The organism is Duganella lactea (genome assembly GCF_009857505.1).
In the GTDB taxonomy this organism is placed as follows: domain Bacteria; phylum Pseudomonadota; class Gammaproteobacteria; order Burkholderiales; family Burkholderiaceae_D; genus Rugamonas; species Rugamonas lactea.
Genome location: NZ_WWCP01000001.1, coordinates 432,736 through 456,103, shown reverse-complemented (window position 1 = coordinate 456,103; position 23,368 = coordinate 432,736). Strand labels below are relative to the sequence as shown.

Genomic DNA, 23,368 nt, shown 5'->3' with positions numbered 1-23,368 from the left:
AGTGAACAGGCAGAAGGACTCGTATACGATCTTCTCAACATCCATAAGCGCAGACGAGTTGCAATCATTCCCGGATATCGTCAAGGCAAACGATCAAAGCCTCCAACAGCTAGTGGAGGCAAATGGAGATTTGGCCGCTTGGAAGAACTCTCTCGCTATACTGCGAAAGGCGCTTGAGTGTTACTAGGGGATGAGGCACTACACTAATGTGGTTTATCGGCGAGCGGTTCGATGCTGATGGCGATTGGATCGCTTGACGGGAAGCTCTCTCTCAGCGCTTCGTCGAGTGCGATGTCGTCGTGGTCTTGGCCTTTGAGCGGAGGTTCGGCGTTGGCGGGCTTTTTGTCCGGCGGCGGCGTATTGGGCTTATTGGTCATCTCAGTCCTTTCAAAGATCGAGTAGTCAGCGAAAGAAAATGGCAGCTGATGCTTAGTTTGCTGTCACGCATTTGCTGCTGGACTAAACAGCCAACAGGCGATCTCGAAGGCTACTCAACGTATCAGTAAAAACTTCTGTTTGGTCTAACGCCCTGGCTAAAACCAAGGCACCTTGAATACCACCTACAACTTCCTTAGCAAGTGCATTGGCTTCTTGCTCTCCGCGCCCAGTCCGCACCAAGGCGGCTGCAAGTGCCTCAATCCAGGCCGCAAAGTAATCACGGACGCGATCTGCAAAGCGGTCACGCTCGCTACCAAGCGCGAAGACGCCGACCAAGCAGACGCGACGACCCGAGAGGAAGTAGCGGCCCACGTCGTCGAACATTGCTCTGATACCTTCTACGGCATCCGCACGCTCAACCAGCGGTTCAAAAACATGGTGTTTGAACCACTCATCTACCTGGGCCAGCACGGCCTCAGCCATTTCCTCTTTGCCGCCTGGGAAGAAGTGATAGATGCTGCCCTTGCCTAATTTGGTGCCTTCGCTGATGCGAGCCAAGCTCGCCCCCTCGAAACCATAGGTTCGGAATATTTCTCCTAGCATCGGGATCACATCCTCCCGTTCAGCAATTACTCTAGCCATTCATTTTCCTTAAAAACCGAAACTGCTCAGCTCAGGATAATCGGCTGGGCGTGGGCCGCTATTGTCCCACAGGAACTTGCGCTCTTCAGGCTTGATCGGATGCTCGTTGATGCAAGCGTGGCGATGATGCATCAGGCCGTTCTCGTCGAATTCCCAGTTTTCATTGCCGTACGCACGATACCACTGGCCGGAGTCGTCATGATATTCGTAAGCGAAGCGCACGGCGATGCGCGCACCGTCAAAGGCCCACAGCTCTTTAATCAGCCGGTAGTCCAACTCACGGGTCCACTTGCGCTTCAGCAGCGCGGTGAGGGCTTCGCGGCCTTGAACGAACTCGGCACGATTGCGCCACCAGCTATTTTCGGTATAAGCGAGTGCGACTTTTTCGGGGTCACGGGTGTTCCAGCCGTTCTCGGCCAGGCGGACTTTTTCGATTGCGGTTTCACGGGTAAAAGGTGGCAGTGGTGGACGGATAGACATGTTATTTCTCCTTTTTTGTACTGATCGGAACACAATGTACCGATCAGTACAGAGACTATAGGCCGCTTAATTTCCTTTTGCAAGCTTTTTTTCGGGACGAACGGTATCTATGCCATCAGAACAGGATGGCCTTGATACTTTTGATGGAGTGTGAGCGATGCGACATTGATGCTCAGCAGCTCGCCGACGCAATAGCTCTACACAAAGGGCGATTTAGCGCCAGTCAGCTGGGAAAATGCCAATTAGAAATCGACGGAGGTAAAATTGCCCACGCAGTAAGGATTTGCTCTGTGGTTCAGGAGATTAAGGATGGAAGTAAATGATCGAATCACCCGTTGCAGGAAAAACCGATGGCGCGCTCGCACCTTCCATATTGCACTAGCTCTAACTTCATCTATTAGAAACTGTTAGAAGAACCAAGCCTCCAAGGGAAAGCAGTGGACTAGGGACGGTACATGCTTTCCTGGCTCACTAAAGCCCCAATAATGAAAGATGGTGATCCGCAATGTTTAAAGGAACAATTGCATTATTTGATGAGTATTACCGCAAAATGGATGCCGAGCAGCCCGGCTTTAACCGTGATCTCGCAATGGAGGTTCGCGAACGCTTGCAGCAGTTGGACTACATCGTAGAACGAGCGCGAGAGCTGGAACACTTGGTAGGTTTACCACGCCGAAAATTCATGGAGTCCTATGAAGCTGAGCAGAAGGCTGCGGTCGAACAATGTCGAGAACCTTCAATGGCCGCCATTAACATAGATATTACTGAGGACGAAAAGCAGGAAATGTCGAAGGCGTCCTTCGAGCTGCAATTGTTCACAGAAACCTTCTACTACTTTGCCTTTCGTACGCGCCAAATTCTGCAAAACCCCAAGGCAGGAGTTCTTGGTCTTTCAGGGTTCGAATGTAAAGGAGTTCGGGACGTCAGAAACAAGCTCATCGAACATGTAGAAGGCAAGGACTCCCAAATATTCATTAGAAGTTTTGCATCTGGTGGCTTAGGCGGACCTATCATTAAAGGACCTCGCTATGACGGTCAGCATCACTTCCAAGATGCCGGTCTGTACACAAACGCTGAAGAATTTCGGGATGACTTGGAGCGGGTGCTCAACAACAGCTTGAAAATTGGTCTGAGCTAGTACACACAATCATTCACAAGTTTCTTTGCACAATTTCGCAAAGGCCATTGCAGCAGCTGACTGGTACGCATCTCGACGGCGAAGCAATGCTGCCGTTCGAGATTTTGGTGCTGGCGATATCGAGATATTGCATAGGCCAGCATGCTGCCTTCCGATCGCTTCGGGAAGAATGGTTACCAAGCTACTATGCTTGATCACTTCGATTAAAGCGCTGATTGTGTTTGCTTCAATCGCGATGGCGGGAGCAACCGCATGCAATCTCAAATAGTCATCAACGTGGTCGCGAGTTGCAAAATCAGGACTCAATACACCAAGCCTCTCTGTGGCCAGCATTTGAGGCGTGATACTGCGCTTGCGTGAAGCAAAGCGATGGTTGCTGCCCACCACCACGCTCAGTCGTTCTACCAGCAGAGGCTCGCACTCAATGTCATCGGCTGACCGCGAAATACTGAATGCGATACCCAAGTCGACTTCGTCCGCTGCGACGGCGGCAGCGATTGTGTCAAGGGACATTTCCTTTAACCGCACTATGATACCTGGATACTTGGCATTAAACGCAGCCAACAGAGGGCCAACCAAGTAGGCGGTGAAGGTCGGCGTCGTCGCTAACCGCAGTTCGCCCCGCCCAAGGTCTTGCACATCCAAAATAGCTCGTCGCCCTGACGCCAGTTCAAGGAGTGCCTTTCGTGCATGCTCAATGTACACGCATCCTACATCCGTCACTTTAACTGTACGACCACTTCGATCAAGCAATGCTACTCCGAGTGATTCTTCAAGCTGGATGATTTGTTGCGACAGCGTCGGCTGCGAAACATGAAGAGCCTCGGCGGCACGAGTGAAGTTGCCGTGTTCAGCGACAGCAAGTAGGTAGCGGATATGTCGAAGTTGCATTTTGATGGTTCGATTGTCGTGCCAGGTATTGGTAAATCCTATTGAGTCTATCCGAAACCGGTCTTGGACGTAATAGTCCAAAAAGCCGAAGATCACTCCATCGAAACCAGTGAGGCGACTTAAATGAAACAGTTTATCGAAGGCGCGATGAAGTTCCAGGCAGAGGTTTTCCCTGAAATGTCGAACCTCTTCAAAAAGCTGGCGACCAGCCAAAATCCCAACGCTCTGTTCATCACTTGCTCGGATAGTCGGGTCGTCCCCGAACTAATGACGCAGCAGCAGCCAGGCGACGTATTCGTGATCCGCAACGCTGGCAACATCGTGCCGTCGTACAGCTCGGAACCAGGCGGCGTGACTGCCAGCGTTGAATACGCGGTAGGTGTCCTCGATGTGACTGATATCGTGGTGTGCGGACACAGCGACTGCGGTGCGATGACGGCAATCGCCAAGCATAAATGCCTGGACCACTTGCCAGCAGTGGCAAGCTGGCTGCGTCATGCCGACTCCGCAAAGGTCGTGAACGAAGCGCACACGCATGAAACGCCTGAAGCAAAGGTCAGCTCAATGGTCTACGCCAATGTGGTGGCCCAATTGACTAACATCCGCACCCACCCGACCGTTGCTTTGGCCTTGGAACAAGGCAAGGTCAGCCTGCACGGCTGGGTGTATGACATCGAGACCGGCGAAATCAACGCGCTAGACGGCAAGCGCAATACTTTCGTAAATCTGGCCAAGCACCCTGACGCTGTGGCTGTCGAATCATACCCGCAGCAGCAAGCAGCTTAACTCCCCCGTCCCCCTGAAAGGAAACCGATCATGATCCAAAGCAATGTAACTCAAGACGCTCGTATCGAACTCACTGCCCGCGCTATCGCCGCAAAGGCAATTAAGGACCTGAGCTTCGCTCAACTGGCGGAAGGCACCGGTCTGCGCGTGGCCTATGTCACCGCAGCCCTGCTTGGACAGCACGCCTTGCCGAAGGAAGCGGCTGAACTGGTCGCTGAACGGCTGGGCCTCGACGCTGGAGACGCAAAGCAGCTGCAAGCAATTCCTCTGCGCGGCAGCATCCCTGGCGGCGTTCCAACCGACCCCACCGTTTACCGCTTCTACGAAATGGTGCAAATCTATGGCACCACGTTGAAGGCACTAGTTCACGAGCAGTTCGGCGACGGCATCATTAGTGCCATCAACTTCAAACTGGACATCAAGAAGGTCGATGATCCAGAAGGCGGCTCCCGCGCCGTCATCACCCTGGACGGCAAGTTCTTGCCGAATAAGCCGTACTAAATTCCAGAAACACAGTCTGTCATCTTACGGAAAGCGCTGCGATGAATACTCATGAAAAAGCTCACATGGTCGAGTGGTGCGAGCAGTTAATCAAAGCGCAGCGCCTGACTTTTTTGCGGGCGGCTGAGGGCTGGCTAGTCAGCCTGGATGGCTATCCAATGTCTTACGGTGAGACTACAGGAATCGCCGCTGGCTGGGCCTTTATCATGAGCCACAAGTCCGCTTACGAGTAGAACTAGTTCACGGCGGTAAATGCGTACGTTACTTGAGTCGGAATATCCAATTAAGTATATGATTTTTAAAGATTTTCACAAAAAAATCTAAACTAATGCGAAATTTTGTGAAAATCAAATAAAATCAATCACTTACCTTGGAAATTCGGTATGGCCAACTCATACGAATTTGTGCCCCTCGATGGCGACTCACGCCGCCAGTACATCAATGCGCGAGATGCACTGGCTGCGACCCGCGCAGCTGAGCAAGAAGCTCTAAAGCTGACCGGGAGTTTAGCCTGGCGCGTTCAAAATAAGCGTGAGTATCTGATCCAGGTATCCACCCGTGGTTCACAGACAAGTCTCGGTCCAAGATCTGCTAAGACCGAGGCCGTGCATCTGGAATTTCATCGCCGAAAGGCAATCGTATTGGAACGTCTTGCAGCGCTCAGGCGGAAGATGCAAGTCCACGCTAGGCTTAACCGCGCTCAGAACATCGCCAGAGCGGATTCGATGCTTGTTGACGTCCTCAACGGTTTCTACCTAGCCGGAATCAGCGACAACATAGTGGTCGTCGATCCCAATGCGCTGTTCTGCTACGAGACCGGTGCCGGTGTCCGTATCGAGTACGCATCGCCTGCACGTCAGACTGGCGTTATATGGAATGACTGTACCCAGCTCACTCTAACGGCACCACGCGACCTTCTCCCGTCTGGTCTCCTAAGCATATTGACGAAAATCGATAAGTCCTTCAAATTGCGGAATTCAACGGAGTTCCATACTGCGGTGAACTCTAATGGCTACCAAGTTAAGCTGTTGCGACAAACACGCTCAGCAAGCGATCGCCACTCCCGAAGCGAACATGACAACGACTTTTGGGCCATCGCTGACAAAAATTTAAGCTGGCTACTCCGCGCCCCTATTTTTCAATCCACCGTGATTAACAAAAAAGGGGCAATGAGCCAGATGACCACTCTGGATCCTCGCGCCTTTGCACTTTATTGGAAATGGATGTCGGAGCACGACGGCCTCGATACATCAGATCGCCATCACTATGCGGTGCTAGCTGCCCTACTCACAGACCTCATCGCTCAATACCTGCCCCAATACCGCTTAGACTAAGCATCATCGACTATACACCCGACCCTCACGTACCCTCATGCTGTCTTGCCATCATCCTTCTCTAGCAGTGGCACACATCGCTCTAACGACGGCACCAAACTTCCGTTGACGAATACGGTCGCTTGCGTCATCTTCCAACCCAATCAACGAAACTAAATTCAGTTATGTGTAACGATGAAGACTACCGCGCAGCGCGAGAGCGTACGATCAAGAAAATGCTGAACATGTGCGAATGGCTTACGCATGATGCACTGGTTGAACGCATCGGTCAGCCTTGGGCGGAAGAAGCAATAGTGCAGTGGGAAACCGAGCAAAGAATTTTTAGCATTCCTAGTGAGGACGGAAAACTCTATCCAAGATTTCAGTTCGATGAGACGATGAAACCTGTGCTAGTTATCAAAGACATCCTCGCACTTTTAGCGAAGGACGACTCGATTGCGATTGCGGCGTGGTTCATCTTTAAGAACGGCTGGATAGAAAAAATAGTTGATGGGAAAATCGTTTCCGTCGCACCGATGCATGCACTTGAAGATCGGGAGGCAGTTCTAGCGGCAGCAAGAAATGAGAGGGGAACCCACTTCGCTTAATGAGCCAATGCCAGCGAATTCTCCATCCTGAATGGCATGGGCAAATTGTGAGAGTAATATTTAAGAAGAGTGAGTAGTGGAGAAGTCACGGGAACAAGGCCAGGAGTTTTTCAGTAGGCGCTGGCTTAGTTATCCTTGCGTCACAGCCAGCCTTAACCATTCTCTCTATGGCAGCGGGATCATCATACGCTGTTAAAGCGATGATATGGAATGATTTCCCATCCGGTCGCGCCCTCACCGCTAATGCAGTGTCATAGCCATTTAGGACAGGCATGTTCATGTCCAATAAGATCACGTTCGGCTGGAAGGAGTCTAATTCGGCTAAGGCCGCTACTCCATTATATGCAACCGCAGTGATATATCCTAAAGTCCGCAAAAGCAGTGCAAGCATATCAGCCGCATCTTCATTATCGTCCACAATTAGCACGCGGCAACTCATACGGCATCCCCATTTTAGTTCAATGCTATGGGCCAAGGATGGCGTTGTTGATCATACCGGGTCAACGAGCGTTTTTCGTTAGCTAGTGCAGTTACGCTAGCACAAAGAGCAATGCCAGGTAGCACCATTCAAGTGAACGTATGCCAAATGCAGCGGCATCCTTCTAACATCAATGCCGCTGCCTCGTACTACTAACCCAGCATGCCGAGATAGAGTGGAGGTGTAGCCGTCAGACCGGCATGTACACTGCGGGTAACGTCATCGGCCAAGATTTCGGATTGGCCTGCAACCAGTGCGGCGAGCGTCATCTGTGCAACATCGTCGGGAGAAGCTTTGTCTCCAGGAACACCACGTGCCATATCAGTGTCCATGAAAGCGACGTGCAGGGAAAGCACTTCTGTACCCTGTGCCTTCAATTCCTGTCGCATCGCGTTGCTTAGCGCCCAGGCTGCCGATTTGGAAGCGCTGTAGGTGCCCGTCACACCCGGCAGTGTGGCCCAGCTGAGGGCCGAGATCACATTAATGATTGCACTTTGACTGCTTGTGGCCAGGGTCGGTGCGAAAGCCTGCGCCATACGCAGCGGGCCTACCGCATTAACTTCAAACTGCTGGCGTAGCGCGTCAATGGACGTGGTGTCCAGCACCGGGCCAGTCCCACCGATCCCGGCGTTGTTGATCAGCAGATTAACGTCACCCAGTTCGCGGACGAGTGCATCAATCTGGTCGGGGCGGATAACATCTAGAAGCACGGGAATTGCACCCGGTGCAGTGACTTCCGATGGGGTGCGTGCAGCGGCGTAGACTTTTGCTGCGCCAGCGGCCAGCAACGCACGTACAAATGCTGCACCCAGTCCGCGATTAGCGCCGGTTACGAGGGCGATCGCACCTTCAATTTTCATGGTAGTGACTCTCCTTAGTTAGGTTAATGACGCGACGCCAAATGCAGCATCACATAGTGTTCATAGTGACCCACACCGTTTTTCACGATCGGGTCTTGCGAGGTGAGAGAAGCGATATCTTCATCATCGGCAATCTGGTAGAGCGAGACGCCGTAGCCACCGGTGCCATCGATCACCGGACCGTGAGCGACGATCACATTCTTAGCGAGCAGGTCGTTGAGAAAGTCGCCGTGTTGTTTCATCCACGTCAGTTCGTCGGCGGACATAGTAGCGAGAAAGTTATCTCTCGGCGGCACGAATTTGCAGAGGTAGTATTTCATTTTTTAGCCTTTCCATTTGCTTGCAACTGCTTGTTTCCTTCACCAACGTAATAGCCCATATTGCCTTCGACCTTTTCAAGTCCGACTTCCTGGTACATCTTGCCGAACACGGGCAGTCGTTGCTGAAGCCCAGGCCAGGCCAGGGATTTTGTGAAAGTAGTGTACGAGGTCATCCGCTCGGTCTCGTTGGGGAACACGGTCTCGTTAATACGCTGCTTGGTTGCCACCAGGGCGGTCTTGTCGAACGATGCGAGGCGATATGCCATTCGCTCCACAAAGCCATCTAGTTGTGCATCAGGAATTGCACGAGTAACCCAGCCGTACTTCTCCGCCAACTCTGCGCTGTAATCGTCGCCGCTCAAGAACGCTTCCAAGGCACGATCACGACCGGCCAATCGAGTCAGCATATCCGTACCACCACCACCGGGGAACAAACCGATGCCGACCTCAGGCTGATCGAAGATCGCTTTCTCCTTGCTGGCGTAACGCAAGTCGAAAGCCAACGTCAGCTCGTTACCGCCGCCCTGCGTCCGTCCGCGTATTGAAGCGATGGTGACAAATGGTGCATTGGACAGGTTGGTAATGAGCTCCACCCATAGCGGTCGATTATCGGTGCCACGCTGACCGAGGAAGGCAGGAAACTGAGTGGTGTCGAAGTGATTGAAAAAATAGCCCTTCATATCACTGACAAAAATCACTACTTTGATCTGATCGTCCTTGCTTAGCGCCTTCACGGCATCGTTCACCGCTGCGATGGTTTCGGGCACAATAAAATTGATGGGCGCATTGTAAAAATGTACCTTTGCGACCGACGCGGACAGCCGTTCCACGCGGATCGTACTTTTTGCCTGAGGCGATGCCGCGCTAGTAGCAGCATTGGTGTCTTGAGCGTAGGCCACGTTGAAAGACAAGACGCCGGAAAAAATCGCAGCTACGATGAGTTTGATCTGGTTCATAAGCACTTCCTGTTAAGTTCTTGAGTTTGTTTGGATACTGATCATCTCGGCGGGGGGGCTGAGCGACCTGGAGATTTATGCCCGCAAATAGCGCGATCTACGTAGCGGTCTTGACGCTTTTGAGAATCGCGCCTTCGAACATTTTGGGTGCATAGCTCTGCAAGAACAGAATCATTCCAGTCATCTTGCCCACCGGGTTGCTGAACTTCGGCTCTTTCGTGTCGATGATCTTGCTGATGGTGTTGACAACCGCATCCGGCGATTCAGCCTCATCGATGCCTTTCTGGGTTGCAGCGCGTACCTGTTTGCGGTAGGTGTCGTAGTCCGCAATATTGACCCCAGTGGATGCCACGGAATTCTCTGCGAGATTGGTTTTAAACCAGACTGGCTCTACCATGCTCACCTTGATGTTAAAGTCGTGTAGTTCAAAACGCAGCGATTTGAAGTAACCCTCCAGCGCGTGTTTTGAGGCGGAGTAATAAGACAGATTTGGAGGCCCCATGAGACCTGCGATCGAACTGACCGTGACGATCTGACCACCTTTCTGCTTGCGGAAATGCGGCAATAAAGCGTTTGTGAGCTTCACCGTGCCCCAGAAATTAGTCTCGAACTGTTGGCGGCCAACTTCAAGTGGCGTTTCCTCAGCGATGCCCGTCACCATATAACCGGCGTTGTTGATTAGGACGTCGAGGTGGCGGACATGTGTGAAGAGTTCTTGAGTGAACGACTCAATCGAGCGCTCGTCGTCGAGATCCAGGGCCAGCAGCTTAAAGGGCATGCTGCGCGCATACTTTTCGGGTTGACGGGAGGTGCCAATCACAGTGTAACCTTCGTTGTGAAGTTTGTTGGCCAGCAGTAGGCCAAAGCCGGAAGACGCGCCCGTAATTAATACTGTTTTTTTCATTGTGTTATCTCGTACTGGTTAGGTTAAGTGGCTGGTAGTAGCAGTATTCGTAGGGCAGTCATTCCTGTGCCCTCACCATTACCGTCACTTTGCCTGCAATTCACGCCAGCCTCACTAGCGCAACACGCCAATTCGTCGCGGAACACGCCAATCAATGCACGCCTTAAATTGGCGCGTTCCGCTGTTGCTATGGCATATTTGGCGAGATACACTCAGCTCGTGAACACTGTATCCATCAATAATTCAACTACTCGCCAAGCCAAGACGCTTGACTATGCAATCTGGCCAGGCTGGCGTCTCTTGATGCAGGACGCCGGTATTGCATCGTCGCCAGTTTTGCGGCGCGCACAGCTACCGGGGGATCTGTTCGCCCGCCAAAATGTCCGCCTGGACTCGGTAAATTTCTTTAAGCTGTGGATAGCTATCGAAGCAGAGGCAGAATCCAATAATCCTGGACTGCCGACTGCGCTCCAAATCGCGAAGGTCATGTCGTCCGACTGGTTCGATCCCGAGCTATTTGCTGCGCTATGCAGCGCAAATTTGGCGGGGGCGCTCGACCGCATCGCCAAATACGTCAAATTGATTGCGCCAATGATCATCAAGATCGATCGCAGTGTTGCTCACACAACGGTGACTGTTGATTTCATGGACCATACGCTGACGCCACCGGCAGTATTTCTGGCATTCAAGCTGGTATTTTTTGTCCAACTTGCAAGGTTGGCTACACGGAGTCCCGTACAGCCTCTGCGGGTCAGCTTGCCCTCAATCGGTGATGAACACCACAATGCGCAGGCTTATCAGCATTACTTTGGTATCGCTGTGACCGACGCTCCGCTCACTACGTTGGTATTTTCAAATGAAGATATGGAGCGGCCGTTCCTGACAGAAAATCACAAGATGTGGTTGTTTTTTGAACCCTCTTTACGCCAGAGACTAGCGGATCTGGACAAGACTGCCAGTATGGCAGAGCGGGTTCGTGGAACCCTGTTGGAGGCAATACCAGCGGGGGATGTGTCGATGCAATCTGTGAGCCGAAAACTTGCCGTGAGCGTCCGTACGCTTCAGCGCCGACTCCAGGACGAAGGGACGAGTTTCCAGCAAACGCTCGATGGACTCCGGCAGTCGCTTGCACATCACTACCTGCGGAATACAGAAATGTCGAGCGCCGAAATTTCTTTTCTATTGGGTTTTGAAGACTCCAACTCGTTCGCCAGAGCTTTCCAAGTCTGGACCGGCAAAACTCCACATGCCGTACGCCTTACTGTGGACGCATTAGGGGAAGGGAAGTTTATATGAGGTTGTACACATGCCTCACAACTAACTGGGTATATTCAGTTGAACGTTAGTCAACACCCGACCAATTTAGTTCGATTCCTGCCTAACGTTCTTGTCCTCGACAACAGCGCGAAGTAACACCCAGCACCAGATCAACTTTGCATGGCGCGTACTACGGTCAACTGTGGCTTATTGGTTCACTTCTATCTGATTTTGATGCGCCAATGCCCACTGCTCGAACGACGTCATTTCCACCCCCCAGCGTGCCTTTGTGTCAGCGGCAGACGGGGCATGATAGCCAACGCGATTCGCCCATTCTTGGCTATGAGCAACGCCTGGTCGTAAACCTGCTGCGATTGCTTGGGTGATGGAAAGGTGGGCATGAGTTACGTGCTTGTCAGTTAGTGTGCTGAAAATTAGCGCCGCCTCTGGCATAGTCAACTCGTCGCCACAGAGGTCAATGGTCTCGTGATCGAAGCGTGATGGATCCGCGATAATAGCAACCGCAAATTTAGCTACATCCTGTACAGATACCAGTTGGGCGGGCATATAGTCCTCATGCACCGAATCCAAGCGGCCGTCTTTGAGCCATGGAAACATTCCCCGCACCTTCGGCGCGATGAAGTTTTCCATTAACGCAACAGGGCGCAGAATTACCCACTGTGGAATGTTAGAACGACGCACCAACGCCTCTAGCCGCAACCTTGCTGTACCGTAAGAATCTGAGGTATGGCCAGTGCCGTAATCGCTCACTCCAATGTGATATTCAGCAGCGGCTGTCGAGGTCTGAATGAACATTTCCACACCCGCCTTTTCTGCTGCCTTGACAAGCATTGCCACGTTGTCGACCTTTGCCATCTCATTGTCTAATGGGCCGACAGGCACTGAAAACACTACGGATACATCCGTTAGGGCTTTTGCTACCAGCGCCTCATCTGCAAGATCTGCCTGGACATACTCTGCCCCGAGAGCAACCAACTCCTGGGGCCTGTGATCATCGGCGGGCAATCGATCCATAGCCACGACTGTATGCCCTGCTGCGATTAAATGCCGCGTTGCAGCTCGTCCTTGATCTCCTGCACCAGCGGTTACTAGAATACGTTGCTTCATGAAATCCCCTTATATACGAAACCATAGAGTACCGAAACCGAATGGTATCATATATCTTTTCTTTACGTTGCGACCGCTGGAGCATGTGAATTGACAGACAAAACTACACAACACCGTCATCGGCTGCCGCCGTCATCACGCGGACGTACACAGGACGTCAGCCGTGATAATTCAATCATCAACGCAACTCTTGAACTACTGGTGGAAAGCGGCTATCACCGTCTAAACATGGCAGCGGTGGCTACTCGTGCTGGCGTATCAAAGGCAACGATTTACCGGCGCTGGACTACCAAGGAAGATCTCGTTGCAGACTCAATCGCGACCATAGGCTATGCGAAGCGCCCTGTTTATCCAGGCACTTCTCTGCGAAATGACCTGCTAGCATTGCTAGAGCAAGCCTGTGGCTCATCCAGTCAGCAAACGATTGTTACGGCAGCTATGGAGGTGGCTCGCTCATCACCTGAACTTGGCAAAAGCTTGCGTAGCCGGTTTGTAGAATATGTACATAAAGAGATCACTTGGGTAGCAGAGCGTGCCGTCAACTATGGCTATGCTCCACTGACTAATACCAAGATCAGTCACATATCTGACACAGCGGTTGCCTTACTCATCTACATATCTGGCCCAACCTCATTGCCGGTTGCGGCTGAACGACTGGCAGGAATTGTGGATCATGTGCTACTGGTCTTAATGACCACTGGTCGACCGTAATCATAAGGTAGCGATCAAACTACTAAATGGTTGTTAAGTTTTCATAATTTTGGGACGGAGATTTCAGAGGACCACCACTTTGGTCTACTGACGTTGCTAAATCTATTATGCCGAGCACAACTCGCAACCTCCCATTCCACAGCTCAGTTGCTTTTTTATAGTCGCAGCTATAGAATTGCGGTACTCAAAAGTTTGGAAGTTCACATGGCAGGCCGCCCACGTCAGTTTGATATCGAGATTGCTATTGATACCGCCTTAAATCTCTTCACGGAGAAAGGATACGAAGGAGCGTCATTTGGCGAGCTTATTAGGGCAATGGGAATAAGTCCACCGAGCTTTTACGCAGCTTTCGGTAGTAAAGAGGAACTATTCCGTCGTGTACTTGAACGCTATGTAACATTGGCAAAGGCTGCAACGCGTGAGGCGTTGGCGCAGGATACCGCTCGCGAAGTAGTCAAGTATTTGCTAACTGGCATGGCAAAGGCGGCAACCAGCCATCCGACTGCACGTGGTTGCCTCCTAGTGCAAAGTGCACTTGTTTCAAGTGACAGTGCTTCGGGCATACGAGATGCTTTACGTTTTGAGCGCGAAGCCAATACTGCCGCACTAGCAGCTCGCTTTCGTGAAGCTGAACAGCGCGGCGACAAAACATTGCCAGGTGAACCTGACGCAATGGCCCGGCTAACCACGATGGTCCTTACTGGCATTGCTACTCAAGCTGCTAGTGGCATTGAGTTCGATTCATTGATGGAGGCTGTCAATTCCTATGTAGACCAATTCGAATAATTTTTTTTCCCAATTTTGTAGTTTAAACTACAGAATATTCACGCCGATTACTTAAGGAGAAAACTATGAAGAAAGTTCATATCATCAACGCACATCTGCCATATGCATTCGCGGCAGGACGACTCAATGCAACATTGGCGGAAATGGCAGTTAGGCACTTCCAAAACAAAGGCTACGAAGTGCAAAAAACTGTCGTTGCGGAAGGCTATGACGTGACAACTGAAATTGCAAAAATTACTTCATCAGACATCATCCTTGTCCAGACGCCACTGAATTGGATGGGAACACCATGGATCTTCAAAAAGTATACCGATGAAGTGTGGACTGCAGGAATGATGGGCAAGATGTCTGCCGGTGATGGCCGCAGTGCAGAGGCCCCAACAGAAAACTATGGCATGGGTGGACTACTTAACGGTCGCTATATGTTGTCGGTAACCGCCAACGCACCGAAGGAAGCGTTCAATGATCAATCTCAAGAATATTTTTCAGGGCGAAGTGAAGACGATTTGACTCTGCCTATCGACTTGAATTTCAAATGGATCGGCCTCGATAAGGTTCCAGCATTCTGGGCCTATGATGTTATGAAGAATGCTCAAATTGAGAAGGACTTAGAGCGATTCGCCAATCACCTCTCCGCCCACTTCTAACCAGCCTGAGCTAAAGGGATAACTTGCATGAAAACTTCAGGAAACACAATCCTTATTACTGGCGGAGGCTCTGGCATTGGACGGGCACTAGCTGAAGCCTTCCACGAACGTGACAATCAGGTAATCATCGCAGGCCGCCGCCAAGCCCTACTTGATGAAGTAACTCAAGTTAACCCTGGCATGCAAACGGCGATACTAGACGTCACGGACTCAAAGGATATTGATCGGTTTGTGCTACAGGCTGCTCACGATTATCCGCACCTCAACGTAGTCATCAATAATGCGGGGATAATGCACTCAGAGGATTGGACCGCAGATGTAGTTGATACGAGAACAGCGAAGGCAATTATCGAGACGAACTTCCTCGGCCCTATCCTTCTCACAGCTGGATTAATGCCCCTACTCCGCATGCAGCGCGAGTCAACCGTTGTCACAGTCTCATCTGGGCTCGCATTTCTCCCCTTGGCGGCTACCCCCACTTACTCTGCAACAAAGGCCGCGATCCATTCGTTCAGCGAATCATTGCGCCATCAACTTAAAGGAACTAGCGTTAATGTAATCGAGATAGCTCCCCCGTATCTGCAAACTGAATTGATGGGGAAGCGTCAAGCTAGCGATCCTAATGCGATGCCGCTCGCCGCATTCATTGATGAGGTTCTGTGCGTTCTGGAAACGCAACCGGAGATTCAGGAGGTTCTTGTGCAGCGGGTATTGCCTCAGCGCTTTGCGTTGGAAAAAGGACAAACGGCGTATCAAGAAATGTTCGACAAGATCAACGGAAAACGCTAGCAGTCCGTTAATGCTTGCGTCAACGCGAGCTGACTCAAGCGGGCCACCTGCCGAGGTATAGTCGACCTGGAGGGCAATGGGGCTTTGACTAACAAATCTTCGCCCCAATTGACTTCAAAAGATCGTTTACGAGATAGCTGCGGGCGTACGTATTGAGCAAACGACTCCCGCCTCGGAGCCGGCCAGCGTCATGTGGCATGAGTGCAAGCAGCTTACTTTGTCAGCGCCAGGCGACCTTCTATCTTCTGGTCTGCTCAGCATCTTGAAGCAGATCGATAAATCCTTTGAGCTAACAAGCGCAACAGAGTTTTACACCGCAGAGAACTCAAAAGGCCAGAGCCTCCAACGAGCTGCGTAAGCGTGGCGTTTTCATTTCCCCGTCTGGAGTGCGTTCTGTTTGGCTGCGCCGGGATCTGGAATCATTCAAAAAGCGCCTGGCAGCGCTTGAGCGCCATGTCGCGCAAACGGGTGATGTGCTGACTGAAGCCCAGGTTGCCGCGCTGGAGCGCAAGCAGGAGGATGATGTGGCCTGCGGTGAAATCGAAACCGCCCATCCTGGCTATCTCGGTAGCAAGGACACCTTCTACGTCGGAACGATCAAGGGCGTCGGACGCATCTACCAGCAAACCTACGTGGACACTTATTCGAAGTGGGCTGCAGCCAAGCTTTACAGCACCAAGACACCGATCACGGCCGCCGATCTGCTAAACGACCGGGTGCTGCCATTCATGGACGAGCAAGGCATGGGCGTCATTCGCATATTGACGGATCGTGGCACCGAGTTTTGCGGCAAGCCTGAGTCGCACGACTACCAGCTCTACCTGGCCCTCAATGACATCGAGCACACAAAGACCAAAGTCCGGCATCCCCAGACAAACGGCATCTGCGAACGCTTCCACAAGACGATCCTACAAGAGTTCTACCAGGTCGCTTTCCGCCGTAAGATTTACCGCAGCATCGAAGAGCTTCAGCGTGACCTTGACGACTGGATCGCCTACTACAACAACGAGCGTACGCATCAGGGCAAGATGTGCTGCGGACGGACACCGATGCAAACCCTAATTGACGGAAAGGAGGCGTGGCGCGATAAAATCACCACATTGAACGACTGAATCTGACCTGACAGTCGCAGGCTTCAAACCGGGTAACTGTCAGATCAAGTCGCGATCACTACATATTATTTAATAAAACATATTTCTCAAAAAAAACAGATAAAAATTATTTTTCACTTTAATAAATATTTATCTTTAAGAGGGAATTTTAATAAACCATCACATATGTGGAATTTTATATTTTTCAGGTATGTTATTTACCAAGACTAGCTTCCCCCCATCGGCTACATTACCAAACTCTATCAAATAGACACCTGATTCTTTGAACCAATTCTCTAGCGGAAGTGAATAGTGTAAAAAATGGAGTTTTTTACCTATGAAACAATGAACAAACTTGACGCTATCTTTTTTGAAGATGTAAGCCCATTGAAAGTTCTCAGCATCAATGTACTCCCCCTCACCATTGATAGTCGGCAATGAAATTTTCTTCATACTTTATTCTGAAGATGAAACAAATTGTATGGAGTTTGAGTAAACAAACCCCACAAAAAATGTGATAAATGGTTCTTAGAATTGTTCCCAGGAGCCTGCATTCGAGCCATCAGAAATCAGACTAAGATGTTTCTTTCGCGTCGGCACCAGTTTTATTGATACAGGCTTTGTAATCGACTTAACAGGACTAGACACCGATTGCGTTTTGTAAAGACCATGTTGATCTGATTCGAGTTTAAATAGACTAACAGTCTGTTCCAACTGATGCGCCTGCTCCCGGAGGGACTGAGCTGCTGCGGCAGCCTCTTCAACAAGAGCAGCATTTTCTTGAGTTGTCTGATCCATTTGACCGATGGCTTCATTAACCTGTTCGATGCCTACGCTTTGCTCATTGCTCGCTAAAGTAATTTCGCCAACAATGTCACTAACACGATGAACGCTGTTGACAACCTCTTGAATTGTCGCCCCCGCCTGTTCAACCAGTTTGCTTCCAACATCAACTTTAGTGACTGAATCATCAATAAGCTGCTTGATTTCCTTTGCTGCGCTGGCACTACGTTGAGCAAGATTACGTACTTCTGATGCGACGACTGCAAATCCTCGACCTTGCTCACCTGCACGTGCCGCCTCTACTGCCGCGTTAAGCGCAAGTATATTCGTCTGGAATGCAATGCCATCAATGACATTAATGATGTCGACAATTTTTGCTGATGAAGCGTTAATGTCGCTCATAGTGGATACTACTTGCCCAACTACCTCCCCCCCTTGCACCGCGACGGTAGACGCCGACGATGCCAATTGATTAGCCTGGCGAGCGTTCTCAGCATTTTGCTTCACAGTGGAGGTCAGTTCCTCTGTGGCAGACGCAGTCTCTTCTAACGAGCTAGCTTGTGCTTCAGTACGAGCTGAGAGGTCGATGTTTCCCATTGCAATTTGACTAGATGCTGCGGCAATCGTGCTAACGCCAGTACGAACATTGCCCACAATCTCAATGAGCCCAGCATTCATTTTAGACATCGCCAGCATCAATAGGCCAATCTCATCCGTTGACGTAACAGATATTTTTTTTGTTAGATCACCAGATGCGATCGCCTCTGCTACCTCTACAGCATCAGAAATTGAACTAACGATTTTACGTGCTATCAAAATGCCCATCACAGCCACAACTAATATGACACTCATACTCACGGCTCCAGCAGACCAAGTGGCGCTATTGATAGTCTTTAAGGCATTCTCAGTCGCCTGGTCCGCTATTTTTTCGTTGTACCTTCTATGTGCTTCCAGACTTGCGTTAAGCTTATCAACGAGAGGCTGGTTACTGTTCATTAATTTTCTTGCATCATCCCACATACCTGAATTTGCAAGTGTTATTACCTTTGCTTGTAGCTCTAAAAAATTGGAAAATGCGTCATTTACAGAATTAAGCAATTCCCTGTCTTTTTCATCCGCGATAAAACTGTCCCTATATTTCTGAACTCCATCCTTTACCTTTTGCTTAGCGTCTTCCATGGAGTTGGTCAGGGCGCTCTTATCGGCCGCCTCGCTCAGTGCCAAATATTTCCATGTTGATATTCGCACAGAATTCATGCTTTGATTATTCTGTGCAATTATAAGTAAGCTTGGCACTACGTTAACAGCCGAGTAACTAGCCTCCACGTGAATTTTTTTCATCTTTTGGATGCCAGCGAACATTAAAAATAGTAGTCCGGCAACAACCAAGATAATGAGAAGATACAGCTTTCGAGCAATTGTCAATTTCATTTTTTCTTTGATCCCTAGAATTATATTTAATATTGTTCCCGCCACTTAAGTGGCGCCGTCCCCACTAGCGGCCAGTTAACAGTCGAAACGATTTCTGGTGGAAGCACAGGCGAGATCACTCGCACCACTATGTACATGATGGCGAATGCAGCCGATTTCGCATGAAAGTTGCCAAATTGCAGTTTAAGTTTAATAATGATGAATGAACAGGTGATTGTAGGAAACGATTTAGGGCAGTAGAGGACACAAGGCATCATGCAATCTTTAATTCGGGAATATAGTAGATTTTTCAATTCATCACTCCCGTTTTGCCACACAGCCGAAGAATATTCACTTCACTGGGTCAGTTTTTTGCACTCTGACATGCTTCAACATGGCGCAAACAGTGCCGACGTGCTAGCAAATACAGGTATCAGCGATGCTTCACTGGGGAAAGGAAGTGGCCGCGTATCAGCAGTACAGCTATTGCGCATAGCGTTAAACTGCTTGAAGGTTTCGCCTGATGTGGGCATACGTGTGGGAGGACACCTGGGCTTAGTCGCTTGCGGCATTTATGGATATGCAATGATCAGCAGCCCCGATCGCCAGCATTTAATCGATACTGTTGAGAAATATGCCCACTTCATCGATCCGTTTACCAGAGTATCGTATAAAAGCAGCAGTAAGGAGTCTGTGTGGCAGATTGTTCCATATTTTTCAGATGACCCTAATAATCCACTATATAAATTTTCCATTGAAATAAAGCTCGCTAGTTCTGTGCGATTCTGCAAAGATTTGTACGGGAGTGACTTTAAACTAAAACTTGTGCGGGTGAAATATCCCAAACCGAAAAATGCATTAGATTATTTATCAATACTAGGATGCGAAGTTCAGTTTGGATGTGATCGAAATGAGATGATCTACCCTAATATCGCACTGACTCCGACAGCAAGATTTAACCCGGATCACATTACACATAAATTAATTCTAGATTTGTGTGAAAATGAAGCGCAGCGAATACGCCGAAGAATTACTTTATCTAGCGAGATTGCTAGATTAGTCCAAATTCATTTGGATAAACAATTAGGCATTGAAGACGCTGCAAATATGCTGCTTATGAATGCAAGGACTTTACGTAGGCGACTCAAAGATGAGGGCACGACATTTAGTGAGATCGTCAGCGAACAGCGTATGTCTAAAGCAATCGCCTACCTAAAAAATAATGTAATGACAATTGAAGAAATAGCTGCGAAACTTGGATACTATGATAGTTCCAGCTTCAGAAAGGCATTTGCAGCATGGTCTGGCGAGAAACTTAGCGATTTTCGTCATCTTTACGCTTCATGACCTGACTGGTAAATTTATTGCCACCAGCTTGACTAGGCTTCGACTAAGCCGCCAGTATTTGATGCATCTGCCGACTGCCAAACCATTCTCTGTCACAGGCGGCAGGCTGTGTCGGCTACACGGTCTGGCTAGCCTGCAGACACGTCACCTATTACGGGCGGAAAAGCGAAACACACGTCGAGCGTTTTCCCGATTAGTTGAAACGTACTTCAGATTCCTCCCTTGCTCCTGAAGTAGCTTATCCCTGGTGCAGCACTGCCCATTTTCGTCTCGGATTACCACTCCGCCAAACTGCTTGCGCCGCCGGTATCTCTTACTGCCAAATGTAGGTCTAGCTCAAGTACAGCGCACCAACTGAGCAACTGCTTGAAGCTGATTTCATCGGCGTGCTTCTCTAAATGAGATATACGGTTTTGACTCAATCCGACGCGGATCGCTACAGCGGTCTGCGTAAGCTTCATGTGCTTGCGAGCGGATACGAGAAGCTGACCAAGCTGTGGTGCGGTAATGAGTCGTTGAGAAATCGGTGGGGTGAGCATATTCTAAGTATCTAATATGTAGATAGCGTTCCTTTATCTGCATATCGGATAATGCCAAGATAGCCGGATATCAGATAATTGGTTTTTTTGGAAGTTGTCGCCAGTCGCACTCCCATGCCAGCCCACCGGCTCGTGCCTCTCTCAGCTCGCAGACCCCAACATACCTTTCATAGCCGGTAAAGAATTCCAGCTTAGATGACTTGCTCGTGGCCAAAGCAACCTGGTATTTTCTAAGTCTATCGTGTCATCACACGAACCAATTACAACATCGTCGTCATCGCACCTGCAAATGAACTGCTGACGCCCATGTTGATCGATGCCAGAATAGATCTGTGCCACACGTCTCAAAGTATATGCCTCCCCGTCCAGGAACTTGGACTGCATAGTTACCCGAGTTTCAGTGGGATGACGAGTGGTCAAAAAATCGATCACGGATCTCAAATCCGAGGAAATATACCGGGAGAACTTCTGATCGCGAGAATAGCGAGCTGGAAGCACAACATCCACATGAAATAGCATGTCATCGACACTAATTTCAAATAGTTCTTCACTCATGTCAATAATCATCTAAGATTAAACGTGACTAACCAAGCCAAGGCCCGCAAATCGTTTATTTCGTTTTGAACGACCATTCTTTGGTAAAGGCCGCGCCGTTGTTGGTGCCGACGAACTTCACGTTGTAGGTGGTAGCCGACTTGAACGGAACCTTAGCGATCAGGAAGGCAACGTTGCTGGTCAAGTAGGAGTTGGGATCGTTGGAGCGGGTCATCAGACGTACATCCATCGGAGCGGCCTGGCCAGCTTCGGTCACAGTAAAGGTTGTCACGGCAATGGTATTGCCGGTCACGACCGATACGCTGATTGGATAGCTGGTTTTAGTCGGGAAGTCATCGTTGGCCGTAGACAGGTCCGGGAACGGATTAGGCGCTTCCACATACGCATGCAGCGCTACGCCCGTCTGACCATTCGCAGGATAAACGCCAACGTAGTCCGACGCGACCGACTGATTGGTTTTCAGGCCCATTTCCATGACCACGGTTTGCGATTTGTCTGTGCCGACTGCCACGCCGATTTCACGCACGTTTTGGAGCATTAGACCGGCGCGGTGGTAGACGGTTTGTGCCAGCGTACCGAATGCCGCAGCGCCGCCCTGGTTGCCGCCGAAAGTAACTTCCTCGCCAGCGTAAGAACCATCATAGCCAGCGAACTTGACACGGTCCAGTTCCTGCACCCCAGTGAATTTGGCCAGAGCGCCGTTTTCTATGTGCAGCATCGAGCGTCCAGTGGCCGGGTCGTAGCTGTTGAAGTTGACGGTGCCACCGTTGTTCACGTCATTCGCCAGGAGGTAACTCAGGTGGTTGGCCGAGGCCGTGTCCAGCTTGGTGTTCTGCGCCAGCAGACCCAGACCTACCTTACTGCGGAAGTCGTTCAGCGCCGACACGAACGCGTACTCCTGGCTAGTGGCCGCATAAGTTAGCGCTGGAACAGTCGTCTGGGTGTCGCCTGGGGTTACGATAGGGGCACTTGGCGTGGTTGGGCCAGTTGGCGCAGTAGTCACCGTGTTAGCGCCTCCGCCGCCTCCACAAGCGCTTACCAGGGTCGAGATCGCGATTGCAGCGAACACACATGCTTTCTTATGCATTGTTTCCTTTAAGGTGGTTGAGAGAACGAGCAAACGGCATTAGTCCAATGCCGTACGAGCTTTGTTAATTGTGCGGATGCGTAATCGAGGCGAAAACCTCTTGGAATAGAAGAGCATCCACGTAAGCTGCGCGCCCCATAGTCCAACGATGGCCACGAACATCATGTGCTCAAAGGCCGCGTCGCTTATGTAGTTCAGAAGGGATCGGAATACGTACAAAGGTATCCCGAACAAGATGGGGCTGACCAAGAAGGTGGTGATGAGTGCCAGTACACCAAAAACAACTGTAGACACGATAGTTTCGGTGACAAGCGTACCGCTTGGATCTGGCAAGCTAATAACCTTGCCGCTCTCGGCTTTGATAGCGCATAGATAGATCCGACCTTTACCGATCCGACAGAACGACAGCTCGACTTGTTCTCCCACGCAGTCTTGGAGGGCACCATCGAGGTATACCCCTACAGAGACTCCATCAATCCTCTGATCACCCACCTCTAGATAAGCAAACACTGTGCTGCCGCTCTTATCCCAGATCCCAGCAGGGATGCCGCCTAACTTCCCACGTGCGATAAACGTCGTCATAGTCAGATTTCTTGCCCGTCAATTTGATATCACCCCTCAAATAAATCTGAGGGTCATAGATATTGCCAAATGGAAATTCCTGGCGATTATATACCAAAACCGGTTTTGGTATATTCCACAACCGGTTTTAGCCTTATGGCATGGCTAACTCACTACATGACTTGAAATACCAGATCTTTCGCGAGATGCTCACCAATGCGCGTGCATCGAAAGGGATGCTTCAAAGTGAGGTGGCAGATCAGCTTGGCAAGGCCCAAGCATTCGTAAGCAAGTACGAGCGTGGAGAGCGAAGAATCGACCTGCCCGAATTCCTGGAAATAGCTGCGGTGCTGGGCATCGACGTCTCAAAATTTATTAAGGAATTTCAGAAGAAGCTAGCGAAGGCTTCCTGAACTGGTGCA

General features: G+C 50.2%; 28 protein-coding genes and 1 pseudogene. 14 read left to right on the top strand and 15 right to left on the bottom strand.

The genetic code is table 11. The features are described from left to right. Nucleotides 1-203 precede the first annotated feature (203 nt). From GTP44_RS27105 to GTP44_RS02225, 3 genes are all read right to left on the bottom strand, one after another. The gene (locus GTP44_RS27105; protein ID WP_175048163.1) at nt 204-377 is read right to left on the bottom strand and encodes a hypothetical protein; all 174 of its coding nucleotides are present in this window, start codon (nt 375-377) and stop codon (nt 204-206) included. A gap of 82 nt (nt 378-459) precedes the next feature. Then, a complete protein-coding gene (locus GTP44_RS02230; RefSeq protein ID WP_161018123.1) occupies nt 460-1,020 on the bottom strand; it encodes a TetR/AcrR family transcriptional regulator in 561 nt (186 codons plus the stop codon). A 9-nt stretch (nt 1,021-1,029) separates the two neighbouring features. Next, nucleotides 1,030-1,500: a nuclear transport factor 2 family protein gene (locus GTP44_RS02225; protein ID WP_161018122.1), complete on the bottom strand. Its 471-nt coding sequence runs from the start codon at nt 1,498-1,500 to the stop codon at nt 1,030-1,032. Between the two features lie 505 nt (nt 1,501-2,005). Between GTP44_RS02225 and GTP44_RS02220 the strand changes: the two genes are divergently transcribed. Beyond that, nucleotides 2,006-2,638, top strand: a complete 633-nt coding sequence (locus tag GTP44_RS02220; protein WP_161018121.1) for a hypothetical protein — start codon at nt 2,006-2,008, stop codon at nt 2,636-2,638. A gap of 9 nt (nt 2,639-2,647) precedes the next feature. Here the strand turns inward: GTP44_RS02220 and cynR are convergent, their stop codons facing one another. Next, nucleotides 2,648-3,529, bottom strand: coding sequence for a transcriptional regulator CynR (gene cynR, locus GTP44_RS02215; RefSeq protein WP_161018120.1), 882 nt, complete (start codon nt 3,527-3,529; stop codon nt 2,648-2,650). Nucleotides 3,530-3,652: 123 nt separating this feature from the next. Here cynR and GTP44_RS02210 point away from each other — a divergent pair, with 123 nt between their 5' ends. From GTP44_RS02210 to GTP44_RS02190, 5 genes are all read left to right on the top strand, one after another. Continuing rightward, nucleotides 3,653-4,315: a carbonic anhydrase gene (locus GTP44_RS02210; RefSeq protein ID WP_161018119.1), complete on the top strand. Its 663-nt coding sequence runs from the start codon at nt 3,653-3,655 to the stop codon at nt 4,313-4,315. A 30-nt stretch (nt 4,316-4,345) separates the two neighbouring features. Then, a complete protein-coding gene (gene cynS, locus GTP44_RS02205; protein ID WP_161018118.1) occupies nt 4,346-4,816 on the top strand; it encodes a cyanase in 471 nt (156 codons plus the stop codon). Nucleotides 4,817-4,857: 41 nt separating this feature from the next. Then, nucleotides 4,858-5,049 (top strand): hypothetical protein, encoded by a 192-nt coding sequence (locus tag GTP44_RS02200; protein WP_161018117.1) that lies wholly within the window; start codon nt 4,858-4,860, stop codon nt 5,047-5,049. Nucleotides 5,050-5,199: 150 nt separating this feature from the next. Further along, entirely contained in the window at nt 5,200-6,150 is a 951-nt protein-coding gene (locus GTP44_RS02195) for a GSU2403 family nucleotidyltransferase fold protein (protein ID WP_161018116.1), read from the top strand. Between the two features lie 164 nt (nt 6,151-6,314). Next, nucleotides 6,315-6,737: a hypothetical protein gene (locus GTP44_RS02190; RefSeq protein ID WP_161018115.1), complete on the top strand. Its 423-nt coding sequence runs from the start codon at nt 6,315-6,317 to the stop codon at nt 6,735-6,737. An 85-nt stretch (nt 6,738-6,822) separates the two neighbouring features. Here GTP44_RS02190 and GTP44_RS02185 read toward each other — a convergent pair whose 3' ends face one another. The 5 genes from GTP44_RS02185 to GTP44_RS02165 all read right to left on the bottom strand — a co-directional run bounded on the left by GTP44_RS02185 (nt 6,823) and on the right by GTP44_RS02165 (nt 10,255). Then, nucleotides 6,823-7,176: a response regulator gene (locus GTP44_RS02185; protein WP_161018114.1), complete on the bottom strand. Its 354-nt coding sequence runs from the start codon at nt 7,174-7,176 to the stop codon at nt 6,823-6,825. Between the two features lie 191 nt (nt 7,177-7,367). Beyond that, the gene (locus GTP44_RS02180) at nt 7,368-8,075 is read right to left on the bottom strand and encodes an SDR family oxidoreductase (protein WP_161018113.1); all 708 of its coding nucleotides are present in this window, start codon (nt 8,073-8,075) and stop codon (nt 7,368-7,370) included. 23 nt (nt 8,076-8,098) lie between these two features. Beyond that, nucleotides 8,099-8,395 (bottom strand): YciI family protein, encoded by a 297-nt coding sequence (locus tag GTP44_RS02175; protein ID WP_161018112.1) that lies wholly within the window; start codon nt 8,393-8,395, stop codon nt 8,099-8,101. After that, nucleotides 8,392-9,351, bottom strand: coding sequence for an enoyl-CoA hydratase/isomerase family protein (locus GTP44_RS02170; RefSeq protein WP_161018111.1), 960 nt, complete (start codon nt 9,349-9,351; stop codon nt 8,392-8,394). The genes GTP44_RS02175 and GTP44_RS02170 overlap by 4 nt, the downstream gene beginning before the upstream one ends. A 97-nt stretch (nt 9,352-9,448) precedes the next feature. Continuing rightward, nucleotides 9,449-10,255 (bottom strand): SDR family NAD(P)-dependent oxidoreductase, encoded by an 807-nt coding sequence (locus tag GTP44_RS02165; RefSeq protein ID WP_161018110.1) that lies wholly within the window; start codon nt 10,253-10,255, stop codon nt 9,449-9,451. Between the two features lie 219 nt (nt 10,256-10,474). On the opposite strand from GTP44_RS02165, the gene GTP44_RS02160 reads away from it, so the two are divergent. Continuing rightward, complete coding sequence (locus GTP44_RS02160; RefSeq protein ID WP_371867125.1) at nt 10,475-11,551, top strand: AraC family transcriptional regulator; 1,077 nt, start codon at nt 10,475-10,477, stop codon at nt 11,549-11,551. Nucleotides 11,552-11,719: 168 nt separating this feature from the next. On the opposite strand, the gene GTP44_RS02155 is transcribed toward GTP44_RS02160, so the two are convergent. Further along, on the bottom strand, nt 11,720-12,640 hold the full coding sequence (locus GTP44_RS02155) for an SDR family oxidoreductase (RefSeq protein ID WP_161018109.1): 921 nt from the start codon (nt 12,638-12,640) through the stop codon (nt 11,720-11,722). Between the two features lie 90 nt (nt 12,641-12,730). On the opposite strand from GTP44_RS02155, the gene GTP44_RS02150 reads away from it, so the two are divergent. The 5 genes and pseudogenes from GTP44_RS02150 to GTP44_RS02130 all read left to right on the top strand — a co-directional run. Further along, entirely contained in the window at nt 12,731-13,351 is a 621-nt protein-coding gene (locus GTP44_RS02150) for a TetR/AcrR family transcriptional regulator (protein ID WP_161018108.1), read from the top strand. A gap of 204 nt (nt 13,352-13,555) precedes the next feature. Then, nucleotides 13,556-14,137, top strand: a complete 582-nt coding sequence (locus GTP44_RS02145; protein WP_161018107.1) for a TetR/AcrR family transcriptional regulator — start codon at nt 13,556-13,558, stop codon at nt 14,135-14,137. A 65-nt stretch (nt 14,138-14,202) separates the two neighbouring features. Then, on the top strand, nt 14,203-14,784 hold the full coding sequence (locus GTP44_RS02140; RefSeq protein WP_161018106.1) for an NAD(P)H-dependent oxidoreductase: 582 nt from the start codon (nt 14,203-14,205) through the stop codon (nt 14,782-14,784). Between the two features lie 27 nt (nt 14,785-14,811). Next, complete coding sequence (locus GTP44_RS02135; RefSeq protein ID WP_161018105.1) at nt 14,812-15,573, top strand: SDR family oxidoreductase; 762 nt, start codon at nt 14,812-14,814, stop codon at nt 15,571-15,573. A gap of 335 nt (nt 15,574-15,908) precedes the next feature. Next, nucleotides 15,909-16,685, top strand: a pseudogene (locus GTP44_RS02130) (integrase core domain-containing protein); the annotation flags it as partial. 159 nt (nt 16,686-16,844) lie between these two features. Here the strand turns inward: GTP44_RS02130 and GTP44_RS02125 are convergent. Continuing rightward, nucleotides 16,845-17,117 (bottom strand): hypothetical protein, encoded by a 273-nt coding sequence (locus tag GTP44_RS02125; RefSeq protein ID WP_161018104.1) that lies wholly within the window; start codon nt 17,115-17,117, stop codon nt 16,845-16,847. A 75-nt stretch (nt 17,118-17,192) separates the two neighbouring features. Next, on the bottom strand, nt 17,193-18,878 hold the full coding sequence (locus GTP44_RS27360; RefSeq protein ID WP_161018103.1) for a methyl-accepting chemotaxis protein: 1,686 nt from the start codon (nt 18,876-18,878) through the stop codon (nt 17,193-17,195). Between the two features lie 255 nt (nt 18,879-19,133). On the opposite strand from GTP44_RS27360, the gene GTP44_RS02115 reads away from it, so the two are divergent. Next, on the top strand, nt 19,134-20,204 hold the full coding sequence (locus GTP44_RS02115) for an AraC family transcriptional regulator (protein WP_161018102.1): 1,071 nt from the start codon (nt 19,134-19,136) through the stop codon (nt 20,202-20,204). A gap of 275 nt (nt 20,205-20,479) precedes the next feature. Here the strand turns inward: GTP44_RS02115 and GTP44_RS02110 are convergent, their stop codons facing one another. The 3 genes from GTP44_RS02110 to GTP44_RS02100 all read right to left on the bottom strand — a co-directional run bounded on the left by GTP44_RS02110 (nt 20,480) and on the right by GTP44_RS02100 (nt 22,967). Then, nucleotides 20,480-20,665 (bottom strand): helix-turn-helix domain-containing protein, encoded by a 186-nt coding sequence (locus GTP44_RS02110; RefSeq protein WP_503826636.1) that lies wholly within the window; start codon nt 20,663-20,665, stop codon nt 20,480-20,482. 688 nt (nt 20,666-21,353) lie between these two features. Next, nucleotides 21,354-22,184, bottom strand: a complete 831-nt coding sequence (locus GTP44_RS02105; protein ID WP_161018100.1) for a CAP domain-containing protein — start codon at nt 22,182-22,184, stop codon at nt 21,354-21,356. 240 nt (nt 22,185-22,424) lie between these two features. Next, a complete protein-coding gene (locus tag GTP44_RS02100) occupies nt 22,425-22,967 on the bottom strand; it encodes a hypothetical protein (RefSeq protein WP_161018099.1) in 543 nt (180 codons plus the stop codon). A gap of 140 nt (nt 22,968-23,107) precedes the next feature. On the opposite strand from GTP44_RS02100, the gene GTP44_RS02095 reads away from it, so the two are divergent. After that, a complete protein-coding gene (locus GTP44_RS02095; protein WP_161018098.1) occupies nt 23,108-23,359 on the top strand; it encodes a helix-turn-helix domain-containing protein in 252 nt (83 codons plus the stop codon). Nucleotides 23,360-23,368 lie beyond the last annotated feature (9 nt).